Source organism: Desulfovibrio sp. JC010 (assembly GCF_010470675.1).
Classification (GTDB): Bacteria; Desulfobacterota; Desulfovibrionia; order Desulfovibrionales; family Desulfovibrionaceae; genus Maridesulfovibrio.
The window spans coordinates 63,833-80,101 of sequence record NZ_VOIQ01000013.1; the positions used below are offsets into that span (position 1 = coordinate 63,833).

Genomic DNA, 16,269 nt, shown 5'->3' on the forward strand with positions numbered 1-16,269 from the left:
ACACATAAATGCCTTCTTTTAATTCCATAATTATCGAGAATATTATTGAAAGTATCGATGTAGGACTGATGGTCATTTCCCGTGAGGGAAGGATCGAATTCCTTAATTCGGCAGCATGCAATATTCTTAATCTGGATCGTAAAAAGCACCTCGGCTTCGGCTGGGGGGAGCTTTTTATTACTGACGCCGTTTTCAATGCCGAGTTCAATCAGGTTATTCTTGATGTTATAAGTGAACAGAAGGCCGGGCTGAAACATGTAGTTCCGTATGCTGTCAAGGATATGGAATGCCCTAAAAAATTATCCATCACTTCATCTTACCTTACTGAAAACAACGAAATTATTGGTCTTGTATTTCTTTTTGATGACATAACTGAAATTTATAATGCCGAAGAACGTGAGAAGAAGGCCCTCTCCCGCAATGCTGAACTGCAAAAGGAACGAATTGAGGGACTGGATTCACTGTCACAGGCTGTGGCACATCAGGTACTAAATCCCACTACTGTAATCGGGGGAATGGCCAATCTTCTTTCCCGCAAATTACCCGAAGAAGACCCGCTGCAAAAAGAATTGGAAATTATTTCTGAAGAAGCCATGAAACTGGAAGGTCTGGTTGCAGCCGTTAAAACCTATTCTAATATTCCAAAACCATACCCATCAGAAATAAACACCGTCCAGCTTTTTAAAGAAGCCCTGCACAATGCCAACCTGATACTTGAACGTATTGGCGAACGCATAGAAATGAAGCTTGATTGCGAGGTGGAGACGATTATTGTCGGCAAAAAATTATTCGAAGCCGCAATAGTTGAGCTGTTGCTCAATGCCAGCAACTTTACCCCGGAAAAAATTACCGATGTAGGAATTGAAATCAAAAAAGTAGAACAGACAATCCAGATCAGGATAATGGACCACGGCATGGGCATTGAACCGCAAATTATGAACCATGTGCTGGACCCGTTCTTCTCCACCAAAGCCAAAGGGGTGGGCATGGGCTTATCGAGGGTAAAAAAGATTGTCTTCGAACATCAGGGCAAGCTGGAGATTGAAAGCCCCGGCAACGGACTGGGAACCACCGTAACTATTGACCTGCCTTGTCCCGACGCGGACTGCTGCCCTAAAGGTAATAGTTTTAATTAAAGAAATTGCTGAACAGTTCTTTAATCTGGTAGTCATAACTCTCAACGATCTTTTTCAGAATGTCGGTATCGATGCCCAGCTGTTCCCATACTTCCTCATCAACACCGGGCAGGACATACATGCCGCCCTCAGCTATGCCGACTGACAGGGCAAGGTTGTCTGCTATTTGCAGGATAGCTGCTTCTTTCGCCATACTGCTTTTTCCCGGAGCATGGTGACTGCTGATAATCTCGGTAAGGGCCGCAGGAAAATTCCACTTCTCCAGCATGCAGCGGGCCACCTGAGTATGGTTGAAGCCGAGAACCATATCTTCAGCTTCCAGCAGAGGAATAAAATTTTCACGGGCGAAAAGCATGGCCTGAACCGCACTGTAAGGCATCTTTTTGAACAGAATCAACCGCCCGACATCATGCAGAAGACCGGCCGTAAACATCATTTCCGGCCCTACTCCGTCAACTTTTTCAGCAATCACTTTGGAAAATACACCACAGGTGAGGGAGTGCATCCAGAAACTCCGCATATCAATGAGTTCCGGTGGAATATCCTTGAAATAACCGATGGTCGAAAGTCCGAGAGCCAGAGTACAAAGTTCCTTTCCGCCTATCAGAGCCACGGCACGGACAAGGTTATTGATTTCTGAGGGGAATCCGTAAAGAGGACTGTTGACCAGTTTCAGCAGCTGTGTGGATAACCCCACATCAAGACCGACAACTTCTGCGATATGTTCTGCTGTGCTTTTGGAATCTTCAACAGCTTCTTTAACTTTGAAAAATATATCAGGAAAGGATGCGATTTTAAGTTCAGCTTCAACGATGTCTTCAAAGGTACCTTCATCGCGGAAAAACAGATCCCGCATTTCATCAAGAGCGACCACATGCTGTTCATCTTTTGTGGGCAGCCGCCAGCCTTCCATTACCCGCATGGCTGTCTTGTACACGGCCACATCAAACATCTGCATAATTACCGGATCATCATGATTGACAAACATGAAATAATCACGCGCATAGACAAAAGCTTTATCAATGCTCTCGTCATCCGGCTCTGCTGCTCCGGAAGGTACTATCTGAAGGGATTCGATACCTTGATTTTTAAAAACAGAAATATTTTTATTGGTCAGAACGGAACCTGCGGGCAGAAGCATTCTGCCACCCTGCAACAGATCTGCGGCTAAAATCATACCCGGCTGGACGTCATCAATGCTCACTGTCTGCATATTGCACCTCGCAAATGTTGAACGGCAGAATCAAATTTTATGATAAGTAATAGTTCCAGCGTGCTGCCTCGGTTTGAATTTGTCCTTTACAAAATGAAGTGATTCAGAGTGTCCCACATATAAGTGTCCGTTATCAAGCAAATTATTATGAAAATTGCTGAGGACTTTCTTTTTCATGTTCTTATCGAAATAAATAATCACATTGCGGCAGAAGATTACGTTGGACTTGGGAATCCTGGCAACGTCACGATCCAGATTCAAATTGATTTTACCAAACCTGACCAATCGTTTTACTTCAGGATTTAATTGAAAGACCTCATTTCCCCTGTCCTTAAAATATTTTTTAACAATGTGAATCGGGGTGGTTCTTAGTGCGTGGCGGGTGTAAATTCCTTTTTGTGCCATTTTTAAAACATTGGTCGAAATGTCATTGGCGGTAATGCTGATTCGCCATTTGCGGATTTCATCCTTCAGTGCTTCATGCAGGATAATGGCAAGGGTGTACGGCTCTTCACCGGATGAACAGCCCGCAGACCAGATTTTAATCTCACGGCGTCCGGTTTTATTACTCTCATCAATAATTTTTTTAAGGGTATGATTTCTGAAAACCTTCAGTTGAGAATTATCTCTGAAAAAACTGGTCTCATTGGTCGTGATCAATTCCGTGAGCATACTCAGCTCTTCGGTTTTTCCTTTATTATGATTTTTCAGGTAATTTATATATGCGGAATAACTCTTCAGATTCAATTCAGAAAGACGGGGAGCAAACCTGTTTTCAATCAGGAATTTTCTGTTGTCCTGCAAATATATACCGGACAGCTCATAGATAATGTCTCTGAGCTGTACAAATTCATTCTGAGTAATTTTTATTTTACCGCTGAATCCTTTTCCTGAAAACAAACCACTCATATATGCAACTCACCACTGGATAAATATTCGATAGTTAAACCTGATAGTATTTCATACTAAGCTAGCAGAGAATAATAAAAACTCAAGAACTATCTTTTATATATTTTTTTCCATTCATCAAGAAAAAGGACCGCTGTGTCCAACGGATTCAACTGTCCTTGCTGTGCTCTAACTGCGGATACGAGATCATCAAATCCAACATTTGCAGGCAAACCCAGTTTTTCAATCAGTTGAACAATATCATTTTTCAATTCATCAGGGAAGCCGGTGTCAAAAAGAGTGTCAACATTCCTTTCCGCAGGCCAATCAGAAAACTGCTTTGCGGTAAAATCAATCAGGGTCTGCATTCTTACTTCATAAGTATGCTCTTTAAGTACCTTAGCCCGTGCCCTTTCGCTGAATGCTGCGCGCTCCTTGGGGTGACTGAGAAAATATTCTATCTTACGATCAAGATCATCAAGGTCTTCAAAATGGGCCAGTTCACCGTCATCAAAAGCTTCAGCCATGAGGCTCCGTTTATCCACAAGCTGGAATGCTCCGCAGGCAGCCAGTTCGAATGTTCGCGGATTGATAAAATCCCCCCCGCTGACCAGTTCATCGGCATTGATTGATGAATGCAGGTTGAGGTTGATCTTGGTGCCGTTGAAAATTTTCACACATTCATCGGAAGATACGCGCCTTCCTTCAAGTTGAAGATAAGGTTCAAGTACGTGGTCCCCATCCCATTCATTGCCCCAGATTTTCAGACCATGATGAATGAGCTTTCGAAAGGCCATACGCCTGTTGGGATAACCGGCCCCCATAAAAGATACGTCACCGCCGTATTTGCGGGTCTCAACGGGATTCAGTTCCTGCGGTTTATGGAAATCCGGATCTGCAGCCAGTGGGAGATACAAAACATTCTCCACTCCGATCTGCTTCAATTCATTAAAAAAGGGATCTTTCTGGATAACTGCGAAGACATCATAAAACGGCGCAAAAGACTGCCAGTAGGTAAAAAGGCGGAAATCCTCCACAAACCACATGGCGGTTTTCACATTGTCTTTGCGCAACCTTTTCAGGGCCTGATGGGTCAGCGGAGCCTGAGCCATGGCCAGCACCATATCGGGCTCAAATGTTTCCACTTTTGCCAGCACAGCCTGCGAGAGCATATTCAAATAGCTGTTACGCAAATACTGATGGCGGTCAGAGGTTACCTTAAGATCGTCAATGGCATTGTAGGCACTGTAAAAATCAGGAGCTTCAAAGGTTTCCACCAGATGACCCATTTTTTCCAATGCGGAAACACAAAAACGCCCTACGGGCAGTGATCCCCCATACAAGGGAAGAACAACCAAAATCCGTAAAGTCTTATTCTTATCCATATCTATAACCTTTTAAGGAGTTATCCAGTCTTTATCTTTGTAAAATTTTTCCGCCAGATCAGGAAACGGGCCATGCTCGCCGATATCAAGCAATCCGAGATGGCAGCCGATAAATTTACGCAGTCTTTGCCTGCGTTCACCCGTAGGATCATTGCCCGCCTTGAGAACAAACCCGGTTCCCAGAAAATCGCAATCTGATTCAAGTACAGAAATACCTTTGGACAAATGTTCAGATTTGCGGGTGGCTACGTAACGGACTGTTAACGGATCAGCAAACGGGTCCAGACATTTTATTTTGTTGTAGCAGGGGCCAGCTTCCATGCATGGAGAGCAATCCATATCCGCCTGCAAAATGGTATGCCCTTTACCATATGGCCCGGTCTCGGAACACCATGCCGAAGAAAGGAAGAAGCCCAGCACCGGAACGCCCAGATGTGCGCCCAGATGCATGGTCCCGGTATCCGGGGTAATAAGCAGGTCAAGTCCGCAAACAGCATCCGCAAGTCCTTTCCAGTCGGTTTCCCCGGCAAGATTGGTCGTGCTTTCCGCCACTGATGCCGGAAACTTGGCCATAAGCTTCCTTCCGGCATCGCGTTCAGCCTTGCTGCCCAGCAGAAAAATATTCTTATTTTTATTTGTAGAACGTGCGGCCATAACCAGCGGGGCCAAAACTTCATAGGGCAGAGAACGCCGACTTTCCCGTCCGGCCAGCACTACCCCGATTCCGCCTCCGCCGGGACTGGCTGCGGGATTAACTTCCGCAGCCGGAATCATGTCCGGACTGAGTGCCGCCCAGTAATCCACAAGATTGATATTGTTGCGTCGCTCGGTAGCCAGCCGGAACCCCAGTTCAAACCACGGTGCTTTCATGACTTGCCCGTTCACACGCTTATGCCCCTTGACCTTTGCGGGATCGAACATAGATGAAAGGGCATAGTTCATGGGCGAAAAATTCAGGTTGTACACTTCCTTGAAATCAATTTCAGCCAATTGTCTAAAGATTTCGTAGTTGACAGGTAGTACCGTGTCTGCACCCTGCCCCTCTATTCCGCTGCCATGGGCTATCAGCGAATGGATTTCGCAATAGGGATAAATAATCCGGGCCAGCCCTTCCAAAGACCTGTCTATGCAGAGATGGACAGTAAAACCGCGACGTTGCAGGGTCAGCACCAGACGTTTGGTCTGGACTAGATCACCGAATCTTGTGAGTTGTATAACCAGTGCCCGTTTCATTAAAAATAGATATCCTTGCAAGGGGTTGATATTTTAAATTATATCTTTTTTTCAGCACTTTGTCATTTTACAATGCGCATACACTTTTGTTATGCAGGACTTCTATGACCTACTACCCTATTTTTCTCAAAGTGGAAAACCGCAATTGCCTGCTGGTCGGTGCCGGGGCTGTCGGAGTGCGTAAGCTCAAGTCCATACTTGAGTGCGGCCCCGCACAGGTAACCGTGCTCGATACAGCACAGCCAAGCCCGGAGATGCTCGAAATCAGCCGTGATCCACGGGTGAAATTTGAACAGCGGCCATTCCGTGACAACGATCTGGATGCCGTATTCATAGCCTTTGCCTGCACCAGCAATACGGGACTGAACCGACGCATAACCGATCTCTGTGCTGAAAAAAATATTCTCTGCAATATCGCTGACTTTCCCGAAGGAAGCAACTTTATTGTTCCCTCGGTCATCAGGCAGGGAGATTTAACGCTGGCCGTGTCTTCCGGTGGTTGCACCCCTGCTTTCACCAAGAAAATACGCCGCGAACTGCAGGATATTTTCGGGCCGCATTACGCTGCGTTTATTACTTTAATGGGAAGAATAAGACCGCTGGTCCTTGACCTCGGCAAGGAAACAAGCCACAACACCGCTTTGTTCAGGCAACTTGTCGGGTCCCCGATTTTAGATGAACTGGAGGCTGGAAACATGGACCGGGTAAAGGAAATTCTGACCTCTACTCTGCCCCAAGAACTTGTTCCCCGTATACCGGAGTTAATTGATGAGCTTATTTGAATTATTCCAGTACGTGACTATCGCCCTCTATCTTGCGGGTACGACCTTTTTCTTCATCGGAAGCCTTAAAAGCAACAAGTTGTTGGGAAAACTGGGTAACCTTTCCGCAATTGGCGGATTCGCATTACATACCCTTGACCTGCTCCTGGCTGTCACCCTCTACCGGGGTACGGTTTTAAGCGGTGGCTATTTTTATTTCAGTCTGCTGGGCTGGAGTTTTATTCTTGTCTATTTCGGGTTGTGGTGGAAACTGCGCTCAACTTTTTTCGCGCTTACCGCCTCCCCGCTGGCTCTGCTGCTCTTCCTCGTCTCCCTTGCATCTCAGGGATTGAAAGTAACTCTGCCCACGCATCTGGCAGGACTTTTTATCGGTCTGCATATCGGAACCATTTTTGTCAGCATTGCGCTTATGGCTATGGCTGCCGGGGCCGGAGTGGCTTTTCTTTACCTGAACAATAAAATTAAAACCAAGGCAAACCTGACCGGAATGGAAAAGGAAATGCCTTCGCTGAATACCTTCGACAATGTAAACCATTGGTCGATCATCATTGGATTCCCTCTTTACACTTTGAGTCTTGCTTCCGGTTTCCTCTGGGCCCGGGCAGCTTTCTCCAAAATGTTTTCATGGGATCCCAAAGAAATTGTTACTTTAGTGGTCTGGTTTCTTTTCGCCTTCGTCTTTCACCAGCGTATTATGGTGGGCTGGCGGGGTAAGAAACCGGCAATTATGGTGATCATCGTTTTCGTAATCACCATGATTTCCCTGTGGGGTATCAACTTTTTCGTCCCCACTCACCATAGCTTTAAAGCCTGATATGGATCATAATATTTACCTTATCGGCCTCAACCACCGCTCCGCCGGAGTGGATGTGCGTGAGCGTTACGCCCTGACCAATGTAGAGGAGTTCGAAGACGGACTGCTTGAATTCGGTGTGCGTGAAGTAATGGCCTTATCTACCTGTAACAGGGTCGAAATCCTTGTTGTCTGCTCTCCGGGAATCACCCAGACCAATATCCTTGAGTACTGGGCCAAGCGGTGCTGCGGTTCTGTGAGCGAACTGGAACCAAACACCTATTGCCACGAGAGCTTAAACGCTGTGAAGCATCTCTTCCGCGTAGCCTGCAGCCTTGATTCCATGATTGTAGGTGAACCCCAGATTCTGGGACAGCTCAAGGATTCCTACCGCAAAGCCGTAGATGCCGGGGCCGCACGGGTTATCATCAACCGTATGCTGCACAAGGCTTTCTTTGTCGCTAAAAGGGTCCGCACCGAAACATCCATCGCCTCCAGTGCTGTTTCCATCAGCTATGCTGCGGTTGAACTTGCCAAGAAGATTTTCGGTGAACTGCAAGGCCAGCGGGCCATGCTCGTCGGAGCCGGGGAAATGGCGGAGCTTGCCGCCACGCATCTGCTGAACAGTGGTGTGGAAAAGATTTCCATTGCCAACCGTACTTATTCCCGTGCTGAAGGTCTGGCCGAATGCATGGGCGGAAGCGCGGTGCCTTTTGAAAATCTGTATGACCATCTGGTTGATGCCGATATTATTATCAGTTCCACCGGTGCCCACCATGCGGTCATCTCCGCCAAAGAGATGAAAAAGGTCATCAAAAAGCGCAAATTCAGGCCCATGTTCTTCATCGACATTGCCGTACCCCGCGATATCGACCCGGACGTAAACGGTCTGGACAACGTCTATCTTTACGATATTGACGATCTTAAAGATGTAGTTGAAGAAAATAAATCCCAGCGCGAAGATGAAGCGGTCAAAGCCAATTCCATCGTTGAATTCGAGACCCTTTCCTTCGGCAACTGGATCAACTCTCTCGATTTGCAGCCCACAATTGTGGACCTTTTCAACCGCAGTGAATCCGTGGCCCAGCAGGAGCTTGCCAAGACTCTCAAGAGGCTCGGCGAAGTTGACGCCAAGACTCACAAAGCCCTTGAAACCATGGCCATGTCCATCGGCAAGAAGCTGCTTCACGAGCCTGTGGCTTTCCTCAAGCGTCGTACTGAGGAAGAAGGCAAGGCTGATGAATTCGTTGATCTTGCCCGGCGCATGTTCAACCTCGACAATGAAACCATTCCTGCGGACGCCCATTGCGGACGCAAGAAGAATAGCAACCCGGAAAATTAAAGGATTTCAGGAATGAGAAACTATCTGCTGGATGATATATACGAAGAAGATGTCAAAAAGATTTCCGCTGCTCTGGCCGAGCTTGAATTTCAGGGACCCATTGAAGGCATTTTCTATCTTCCGGTTCCCGAGGAACTTCTGATTGATGAACAGAAGGAACACATGGGTGAATGCGGACCGTTTTTCATGGCCCTCGAAGTCGAAGAAACATCCGTAAAAGTCGAGCTGCTTGTACGCGCACGCAACAAAATCCGCTGCTCCTGTGTGGCCTACGCTACTTCCGAACAGCGTAATCACATGATGGAATATATTGATAAATTCATCGCTGATTTAGAAATTTCGTACTAAGCTAGCCTTCGGCGACCCTGCCGGGGGCCTTAAACCCTTTTGGAAAAAGGGTTTAAGAATCCCAAAACTTTTTAATAGTTTTAATTGGATAAAAATTAAAAGTGGCGAAGCCCTATTAAAAGTTTTTGAAGAGTCCAGAGAAACTTTTTTCAAAAAGTTTCTTTGGACGCCGGAGGCGAAAATGAAATCGTTGCCAGATAAACTTCAAGATTTAAGCCCTAAGCTTGCTAAGCTTTGTTTAGATATTGAAAAGTTCGGCAAACAAAAATCAGGTGAAGACTTTGCTTCTAAATCAATGCTCGTCGGCGTATCCGGCGGCATTGATTCTACTGCTTTACTGATTATCGCTACCCTGCTTGCCCGTAAATCGGGAGGCAGGGTTTTTTGCGCCCATGTGGATCATGGCTTACGGGATGAATCTGCCGGGGACCGTGCTTTTGTTGAGGAATTGTGCGGGCGGCTGGGCATACCTTGCGAGTCACTTAAGGCCGATGTTGCGGGCTATGCCGCTCAAAATTCCATGGGAATCGAAGAAGCCGGACGTATTATTCGATATGACTTTTTCAAGCAGTGCTTGAAGAAATTTGAGGCTGACTTTTTGCTGCTGGCCCATCATCTGGGGGATTTGTCAGAAGATGTGGTCATGCGCTTGATTCGCGGTACAGGCTGGCCAGCACTGGCTGGCATGGATGCATATGATCCGGCAAGAAAACTTCTGCGCCCCCTGCTCTCTACTAAAAAAGAAGATCTTGAAGAATTTTTGCGCTCCATAGATTGCACGTGGCGGGAAGATAAGACTAACGATTCAGACGATTACACCCGCAACCGGGTTCGCAACCGCATCCTGCCATTACTCCATGAAGAGAATCCCAGTCTGGGGACCGGGCTGCTTAGATTAAAAAGTCAGGCTGAGCTTGATGAAGAATTCTGGCATGAACAGGTTACAGATATTTTAGGCCGGGCTGAATCTGATGATAATGGCGGACTCTTTTTATCTTGTGCCATTTTGAACAAATGCCATTCTGCGTTAAGATTGCGGGTTTATAAGAAAATTTTGGATGACCTTGGTTCGGGACATGCCCTTTTTGATTCGATTATGCAGCTCGATCAGGCCTTTGAGGATCGAAAATCAGGTTCCACCTTCCAGTTTCCGGGAAATAAGGTGGTCAAGGTCAGTAAAACAGGGCTCTTATTCAATATGAAATAGGGCATTGACAGCGACGACAGCAAGGTTTAGAACTTTGTGAAATTTGTTACTAATTCTTTAGGAGGACAACACATGAATATTCTTATTTTTGGACCCAACGGTAGTGGTAAAGGAACTCAGGGCGCTCTTGCTAAGAAAAAATACGACCTCGATCACATCGAATCCGGCGCAATCTTCCGTAAGCACATCGGTGGCGGCACCGAGCTCGGCATGAAAGCTAAAGAGTACATCGACAAAGGTGAACTCGTTCCTGATGATATCACCATCCCCATGGTTCTCGACGTTCTCCAGTCTTCCGGCGAAAACGGCTGGCTGCTCGACGGTTTCCCCCGTTCTATCGTACAGGCTGAAAAGCTCTGGGAAGCTCTCGAAAAAGACGGCGTAAAGCTCGACTACGTTATCGAAATCCTGCTGCCCCGCGAAGTTGCTAAAAACCGCATCATGGGCCGTCGCCTCTGCGAAAACGATCCCAACCACCCCAACAACAAATTCATCGACGCTATCAAGCCCGACGGAGACAAATGTCGCGTATGCGGCGGTGCTCTCTCCGAGCGCGCTGATGACCAGGATGAAGAAGCAATCAGCAAACGTCACGACATCTACTACGATGACAAGACCGGTACTGTTGCAGCAGCATACTTCTACAAAGATCTGGCTCCTAAAGCCGGCTTCAAATACATCGAACTCAATGGTGAAGGTACCATCGACGAGATCAAAGAAACCCTCATGGGTCAGCTCTCCTAGTTCGAAGTTAGCCGATAATATGAAAGGCCCGCAATCAGCAATGATTGCGGGCCTTTTTCTGTTTTCTTAATCATCTTCCACAATAATAGTCGGGAACATGCCCTGCTTTTCCCCGGCCAGATAGGGCTGGAACAGGTTGTAGGAAACGTACTGCGTTCTCTGTGCGTGTCCCCTGCTCTCCTTGTCGCCGTTATAGCGGGCACCGTTTTCCTGCAGAATATGCTCAATACGGTGCTGAAAATCACTGATAAATGCCGCACCATCGCCTTTGAAGCTCATGCGGCCGATACTGAATGCTTTCTCCTTGGAGAAATCAGCAAGAGACATGGACTGGCCGACCAGATCACTCTGCTTGGTGATGTAGCCCCAGACAATGGTTTCATCAGGGATATCAATAGGCTCGGAAGCATGGATAATGGTATGCGGCATGACAATCGATCCTGCGCCAACAGAAACCTTATTTTCATCTGTTCCGTGCAGGAACGAGTTAAACCCGATGAATACATTCTTCCCGATATGGGAATGAACCATCTTACCACCGTGGGCGACTACGACTAATCCGTCGAACTTGGTGTCGACGATAAAGCTGTTTTCCTGAGCATTGGATCCGGCACCGAGCACGGAATTCTCAACGTATGCCCGCTGGGCCACGAGGCAGTTCTCACCGATTTCGCAATCCCCTTTGACAACGGCATAACGGCTGACAAAAGCATTTTCAGGCACCCAGACCGGAAATGAATCGGACAGGGAATCATAGACAGGCAGAAAGTCGCTGCGGCGTCCTTTAAGGAAATCCGCAAAAAGACCTACCAGTTCGCCGTTCTGGTCCCATGAAATGTACTTTTCAAGGGTTGCCTGCGGATAGCGGTAGTCGAATTCATATTTACCTTCAGCCTTGATCCAGATACGTCCCGGATCAATACAGACCTTGGAAAGATCCCCGGCCTGCACGTAGCAGTAGTTACCGAGGATGCAGTTGTGCAGTACGGAAAGGTCGGCAGTAGCGAATGCGCCCAGATAGGCACCTTCTGTGGTGGTGCCATGAATGTTGGCGTAATGCATGGCCACGGTGTTCAGAATACGGAAGAATTCAGGGATTTCCGGATTGCGTGAATGGTTGTGCACCAGTGTCTTGAAAAGGAAGCTGTTAACCACCTGAATGATCTCATCGCGGTAAAGCTCGGTCTTGATGCCGCCGAATTCTACTTCAGTGCCTTCGGTTTTAAGTTCGTCACCGCGAATGTCGCTGCGGATGATGATCGAACGGTCCACATCACATTTGCCCAGAAAATATGATCCGCCGAGATTGCTTTCCCGGAATCGGAAATAAATGGGATGATCGATGGACAATGCGTAATAGGCATAAGCCTCGGTCAGCTTGTCAACATTGATGGTACTGGTCAGGGCCTGCTCCACATCCAGTCCCATGGGGCGGAGGTTTACATTAACCCTTGATATAATATGATTGATAAGTTTTTTGACTCTTCTCATGTCTATCCTCTTATCTGACGCCCAAGCAGCGCGAATCAGTCGGAAACATCCGGTTTGTCTGCAATTCGTTTAAAACACAACATGCAGAATTAGATTTTTAAGAAGGTACCTTTTACCCTTCCGCCATTCAATAGAAAAAATGTCGTAATTTTATTAAGTTGAAATAAAAAAAGACCCATTTGAATATGAAATTCAAATGGATCTAAAAATTATCTGATCAGCTGCATCGTTTAAAGCAGGAATATTCCGGCAAGACCGAGCAGCGAAAGAAAACCGAAACTGTCTGTTATTGTAGTCAGGAATATTGAGGAGGCCTGCGCCGGGTCACGACCGAATTCCTTGAGGACAATAGGAATCGCCCCGCCAACCACCGCGCCGAGCACCATATCAATGAACAATGCCCCGGACATAACCATTGCCAGCGCATAATTGCTGGTCAGCATGAACACAGCCCCAAGAACCAGAAAAGAAACGCATATTCCATTGGCAAGACCGATTTTAAGCTCGCGCAGAACAGCTTCCCATGATTTTTTACGATCAAACTTCTCGGTGGCAAACTGGCGGATCATAACCGCGAGGGCCTGCTGCCCGGTATTACCGGCCTGGTTGGCAACAATGGGCATAAGCACTGCCAGCATGGCCATCTTGGCGATGTTGTCCTCAAAGAGATGGACAACCCATGCGGACACAGCGGAGTTAAGCACGTTGATTACCAGCCACGGCAGACGTTTTTTAACCGAATAGCTCCATGGGGAATCAACCGTTTCGTCAGTACCCGCACCAACCATTGCCTGCATATCTTCACTGGCCTCTTCATTGATAATGTCAATGACATCGTCAACAGTAACAACGCCGATGAAGCGGTGGTCGAAATCTGTTACAGGCATGGCCAGAAAATTATAGTGGGCGATGAGCCGCGCAACTTCTTCCCTGTCCACATTGTAGGTCACGGAGATCAGGTGCTGGTTGTGGGTCAGGTCGGTAAGCATTTTCCCGGGCCGTGCAATGAGCAGGTCGCGCATGGAAACCACACCCACAAGCTGGTTGCGCCGCCCTACTATATAAGCATAGTAGGGAATACTTTTATCTTCCACTTCCTTGCGGATTTCAGCAATGGCCTGATCCACAGTCATATTATCGCGGACTATGGCAACCTCGGTGGTCATAACACCACCGGCGGTATCGGGATCAAAGGTCAGCAGGGTCGAGATTTCTTCCCTGTCTTCGGCTTTGATCTGACGGAGCAAGGTTTCCCGCAGGTCATCATTCAGTCCTTCAAGAATGTCCGTGGCGTCATCCGGAGACATGATCTCAAGAATGCGGGCAGCCATGCCGACGTTGAGCCGTTCAATAAGCTCCCGCTGATCATATTCTTCCATCTCGGCAATGGAATCCGCGGCATCGCGGATAGGCAGCTGCTTGATAAACTTGACCTGTTCTTCCAGACCGAGTTCTTCAATATGGTCAGCAGCATCCGCAGGGTGCATGGCATCGATAACGCGCTGGTCAACTTCACCTGCGCGTCCTTTGCCGTGTTCCTGCCACCGCCGTAGTGGTTCGGGGATTCCTTTTGGATTAGCCATGGCGCATCAACTATACCAATTAGTCCCAAAGGTCAAAATTTATCACCTTGAAACAGCTGAAAAATTAGTTTGTGAAATCCTTCTCAGCCCTTGTGCTGCTTGACAAAACCGGATACCAAATTTCGTTACATGACCTCAAACACAATGTTACAAAATATTAACAGGAATCATATGACTGAAAACGCATTCAACGACTTCTTTCAGGCCGAAGCGAAAATGTTCCTTCTGGCAACCATACGTATAGCTTTAAGCGAAGACGGCCCGGACCTGACCTCTATGGGGTTGTTTGAGCAGGACGATATTGCCACCGCTCAGATCATCGCCAAAGAAGATACTGTTATCTCCGGACTGCCCCTTATCAACTTGATTCTTGAATTTGCAGATCAGGAAAACAAGTGCCAGGTGCATCTCAATGTGGATGAAGGTGATAAAATCTCCACAGGTACGCTCATTGCGGCCATTCAGGGTCCTGCCGGCCTGCTCCTCAAGGCGGAAAGGGTTATCCTGAATTTCATCTCCCACATGTCTGGAATCGCAACTGAAACCCGTAAATACGTGGACGCGCTGGATCATAGCGAGACTATCCTCCTCGATACCCGCAAGACCCTGCCCGGCCTGCGTTACCCTGAAAAATACGCTGTCCTCTGCGGCGGAGCCAAAAACCATCGCCTTAATCTGGTGGAAATGCTCATGCTCAAGGACAACCACATTGACCGCGCCGGATCAATCACCTCCGCCGTGGAAAAACTGCGCGCCAAATATGGTGAAGAATGTCCGCCCATTGAGGTGGAATGCCGCAATCAGGAAGAAGTGGACGAAGCCGTGGCTACCAAAGTTGAGCGCATTATGCTCGACAACATGACCTTTGATGAAGCCAAGGCAGCTATCGCCACCATTCCCGATGAAATTGAAACCGAGATCAGCGGAAACGTGACCCTTGAAACCATTGCCGCTCTTGCAGAAGCGGGCCCGGATTACATATCCGTAGGCAGGATCACTCACTCCGCAAAATGCTCAGACATGAGCATGCAGATCGTATCGATGTAGGTTCTACTTTGATGTATTCGGATATAATTGCTGAACAAAAGAAAAAATATGGCAAGAGACTGGCGATTCTGGGACACCATTACCAGTCCGATGAAATCATAAAACATACCGATCTCAAGGGCGATTCCCTGGAACTGGCCCGTAAGATCGAAACACTGGAAGCGGAATACATTGTATTCTGCGGTGTCCACTTCATGGCTGAATCCGCTGCAATCGTGCGCCGGGAAAACCAGAAGGTTTATATTCCCGATGCAAGCGCGGGCTGTGTCATGGCCAATATGGCCCCGGCATGGCTGGTGGATAAGGTTCTGACCAGACTCATCAATGAGACCGGAAGAAAAATCATTCCGCTGGCCTACGTGAATACCCCTGCGGCGGTGAAAACTGTCTGCGGTAAACACGGGGGCACGGTCTGCACTTCCGCCAATGCTGAAAAAATGCTCCGCTGGGCGCGGGAACAAGGGGACGCTGTCCTCTTTCTGCCTGACAGGAACCTTGCGCTCAACACTGCGGATACGCTGGGTATTGGTCCTGAAAAGCGGATGATCCTCAATGTCCGTTCCCATGGAACACAGATTGACGTTGCGGAAACCATGGACAAGGAACTGCTCATCTGGCCGGGGCTTTGCGCCATCCACCAGCGTTTCAAGCTGGCCCAGATTGAGAAATTCCGCGACGAGCATCCCGGCTGCAAAATGGTCATTCACCCTGAGTGTCCCCCGGAACTGGTGCAGGCTGCCGACGGTGCAGGATCGACTTCATATCTCATTAAATATGTTGATGAAGCTCCTGCTGGTACTACTATAGTCGTCGGTACGGAAACCAACCTTGTACTCAGGTTGAAAGAGATATTCCCTGAAAAGAACATCCTGCCGCTGTCCATCAGCTATTGCAGCAACATGGCCAAGATCACAGAAAAAAATCTTGCTGAACTCCTTCAGAATCTGGAAACCGCCCCTTACGAGGATGTTTCCGATGAAATCAGGGAACCGGCAAGACTTGCTCTGCAAAGAATGCTCGACGTCTGCAAATAAAATTCTACTGACTGAACCTTTAGCCGGAACCTGCATAAGGCTG

Annotated in this window: 15 protein-coding genes; 9 read left to right on the top strand and 6 right to left on the bottom strand. The window is 47.6% G+C overall.

The window, feature by feature from the left end; translation table 11 throughout:
- The first annotated feature begins 8 nt into the window (after positions 1-8).
- The gene (locus FMR86_RS15110) at positions 9-1,136 is read left to right on the top strand and encodes a PAS domain-containing sensor histidine kinase (RefSeq protein WP_163352238.1); all 1,128 of its coding nucleotides are present in this window, start codon (positions 9-11) and stop codon (positions 1,134-1,136) included.
- Here FMR86_RS15110 and FMR86_RS15115 read toward each other — a convergent pair.
- The 4 genes from FMR86_RS15115 to FMR86_RS15130 form a co-directional block, all read right to left on the bottom strand.
- The gene (locus tag FMR86_RS15115) at positions 1,129-2,349 is read right to left on the bottom strand and encodes an HDOD domain-containing protein (protein WP_163352239.1); all 1,221 of its coding nucleotides are present in this window, start codon (positions 2,347-2,349) and stop codon (positions 1,129-1,131) included. The genes FMR86_RS15110 and FMR86_RS15115 overlap by 8 nt on opposite strands.
- A 30-nt stretch (positions 2,350-2,379) precedes the next feature.
- The gene (locus FMR86_RS15120; RefSeq protein ID WP_163352240.1) at positions 2,380-3,258 is read right to left on the bottom strand and encodes a protein-glutamate O-methyltransferase CheR; all 879 of its coding nucleotides are present in this window, start codon (positions 3,256-3,258) and stop codon (positions 2,380-2,382) included.
- Between the two features lie 89 nt (positions 3,259-3,347).
- Positions 3,348-4,622 carry a glycosyltransferase gene (locus FMR86_RS15125; RefSeq protein WP_163352241.1) on the bottom strand — a complete coding sequence of 425 codons (1,275 nt, stop codon included), beginning with the start codon at positions 4,620-4,622 and terminating at the stop codon, positions 3,348-3,350.
- 12 nt (positions 4,623-4,634) lie between these two features.
- Positions 4,635-5,855, bottom strand: coding sequence for a glycosyltransferase family 9 protein (locus tag FMR86_RS15130; protein WP_163352242.1), 1,221 nt, complete (start codon positions 5,853-5,855; stop codon positions 4,635-4,637).
- A gap of 104 nt (positions 5,856-5,959) precedes the next feature.
- Here FMR86_RS15130 and FMR86_RS15135 point away from each other — a divergent pair, with 104 nt between their 5' ends.
- From FMR86_RS15135 to FMR86_RS15160, 6 genes are all read left to right on the top strand, one after another.
- The gene (locus tag FMR86_RS15135) at positions 5,960-6,637 is read left to right on the top strand and encodes a bifunctional precorrin-2 dehydrogenase/sirohydrochlorin ferrochelatase (RefSeq protein WP_163352243.1); all 678 of its coding nucleotides are present in this window, start codon (positions 5,960-5,962) and stop codon (positions 6,635-6,637) included.
- Positions 6,624-7,451 carry an inner membrane protein YpjD gene (locus FMR86_RS15140; RefSeq protein ID WP_163352244.1) on the top strand — a complete coding sequence of 276 codons (828 nt, stop codon included), beginning with the start codon at positions 6,624-6,626 and terminating at the stop codon, positions 7,449-7,451. Before FMR86_RS15135 ends, FMR86_RS15140 begins: the two co-directional genes overlap by 14 nt.
- 1 nt (position 7,452) lies before the next feature.
- Entirely contained in the window at positions 7,453-8,772 is a 1,320-nt protein-coding gene (hemA, locus tag FMR86_RS15145) for a glutamyl-tRNA reductase (RefSeq protein WP_163352245.1), read from the top strand.
- A gap of 12 nt (positions 8,773-8,784) precedes the next feature.
- Complete coding sequence (locus FMR86_RS15150; protein WP_163352246.1) at positions 8,785-9,120, top strand: hypothetical protein; 336 nt, start codon at positions 8,785-8,787, stop codon at positions 9,118-9,120.
- A 181-nt stretch (positions 9,121-9,301) separates the two neighbouring features.
- Positions 9,302-10,327 carry a tRNA lysidine(34) synthetase TilS gene (gene tilS / locus FMR86_RS15155; RefSeq protein WP_163352247.1) on the top strand — a complete coding sequence of 342 codons (1,026 nt, stop codon included), beginning with the start codon at positions 9,302-9,304 and terminating at the stop codon, positions 10,325-10,327.
- A 72-nt stretch (positions 10,328-10,399) separates the two neighbouring features.
- Complete coding sequence (locus tag FMR86_RS15160; RefSeq protein ID WP_163352248.1) at positions 10,400-11,071, top strand: adenylate kinase; 672 nt, start codon at positions 10,400-10,402, stop codon at positions 11,069-11,071.
- Positions 11,072-11,137: 66 nt separating this feature from the next.
- Here the strand turns inward: FMR86_RS15160 and FMR86_RS15165 are convergent, their stop codons facing one another.
- Both FMR86_RS15165 and mgtE read right to left on the bottom strand, forming a co-directional pair.
- Positions 11,138-12,562, bottom strand: coding sequence for a transferase (locus FMR86_RS15165; protein ID WP_163352249.1), 1,425 nt, complete (start codon positions 12,560-12,562; stop codon positions 11,138-11,140).
- A gap of 230 nt (positions 12,563-12,792) precedes the next feature.
- Positions 12,793-14,145, bottom strand: coding sequence for a magnesium transporter (gene mgtE / locus FMR86_RS15170; protein WP_163352250.1), 1,353 nt, complete (start codon positions 14,143-14,145; stop codon positions 12,793-12,795).
- 171 nt (positions 14,146-14,316) lie between these two features.
- Here mgtE and nadC point away from each other — a divergent pair, with 171 nt between their 5' ends.
- Together nadC and nadA are read left to right on the top strand one after the other, a co-directional pair.
- Positions 14,317-15,192, top strand: coding sequence for a carboxylating nicotinate-nucleotide diphosphorylase (nadC, locus tag FMR86_RS15175; RefSeq protein WP_163352251.1), 876 nt, complete (start codon positions 14,317-14,319; stop codon positions 15,190-15,192).
- 11 nt (positions 15,193-15,203) lie between these two features.
- Complete coding sequence (gene nadA / locus FMR86_RS15180; protein WP_163352295.1) at positions 15,204-16,226, top strand: quinolinate synthase NadA; 1,023 nt, start codon at positions 15,204-15,206, stop codon at positions 16,224-16,226.
- Positions 16,227-16,269 lie beyond the last annotated feature (43 nt).

Excerpts from the sequence above, each read along its gene's own strand:
- FMR86_RS15110 (WP_163352238.1), top strand. The coding sequence starts at position 9 with ATGCCTTCTTTTAATTCCATAATTATCGAGAATATTATTGAAAGTATC.
- FMR86_RS15115 (WP_163352239.1), bottom strand. The coding sequence starts at position 2,349 with ATGCAGACAGTGAGCATTGATGACGTCCAGCCGGGTATGATTTTAGCC.
- FMR86_RS15120 (WP_163352240.1), bottom strand. The coding sequence starts at position 3,258 with ATGAGTGGTTTGTTTTCAGGAAAAGGATTCAGCGGTAAAATAAAAATT.
- FMR86_RS15125 (WP_163352241.1), bottom strand. The coding sequence starts at position 4,622 with ATGGATAAGAATAAGACTTTACGGATTTTGGTTGTTCTTCCCTTGTAT.
- FMR86_RS15130 (WP_163352242.1), bottom strand. The coding sequence starts at position 5,855 with ATGAAACGGGCACTGGTTATACAACTCACAAGATTCGGTGATCTAGTC.
- FMR86_RS15135 (WP_163352243.1), top strand. The coding sequence starts at position 5,960 with ATGACCTACTACCCTATTTTTCTCAAAGTGGAAAACCGCAATTGCCTG.
- FMR86_RS15140 (WP_163352244.1), top strand. The coding sequence starts at position 6,624 with ATGAGCTTATTTGAATTATTCCAGTACGTGACTATCGCCCTCTATCTT.
- hemA (WP_163352245.1), top strand. The coding sequence starts at position 7,453 with ATGGATCATAATATTTACCTTATCGGCCTCAACCACCGCTCCGCCGGA.
- FMR86_RS15150 (WP_163352246.1), top strand. The coding sequence starts at position 8,785 with ATGAGAAACTATCTGCTGGATGATATATACGAAGAAGATGTCAAAAAG.
- tilS (WP_163352247.1), top strand. The coding sequence starts at position 9,302 with ATGAAATCGTTGCCAGATAAACTTCAAGATTTAAGCCCTAAGCTTGCT.
- FMR86_RS15160 (WP_163352248.1), top strand. The coding sequence starts at position 10,400 with ATGAATATTCTTATTTTTGGACCCAACGGTAGTGGTAAAGGAACTCAG.
- FMR86_RS15165 (WP_163352249.1), bottom strand. The coding sequence starts at position 12,562 with ATGAGAAGAGTCAAAAAACTTATCAATCATATTATATCAAGGGTTAAT.
- mgtE (WP_163352250.1), bottom strand. The coding sequence starts at position 14,145 with ATGGCTAATCCAAAAGGAATCCCCGAACCACTACGGCGGTGGCAGGAA.
- nadC (WP_163352251.1), top strand. The coding sequence starts at position 14,317 with ATGACTGAAAACGCATTCAACGACTTCTTTCAGGCCGAAGCGAAAATG.
- nadA (WP_163352295.1), top strand. The coding sequence starts at position 15,204 with ATGTATTCGGATATAATTGCTGAACAAAAGAAAAAATATGGCAAGAGA.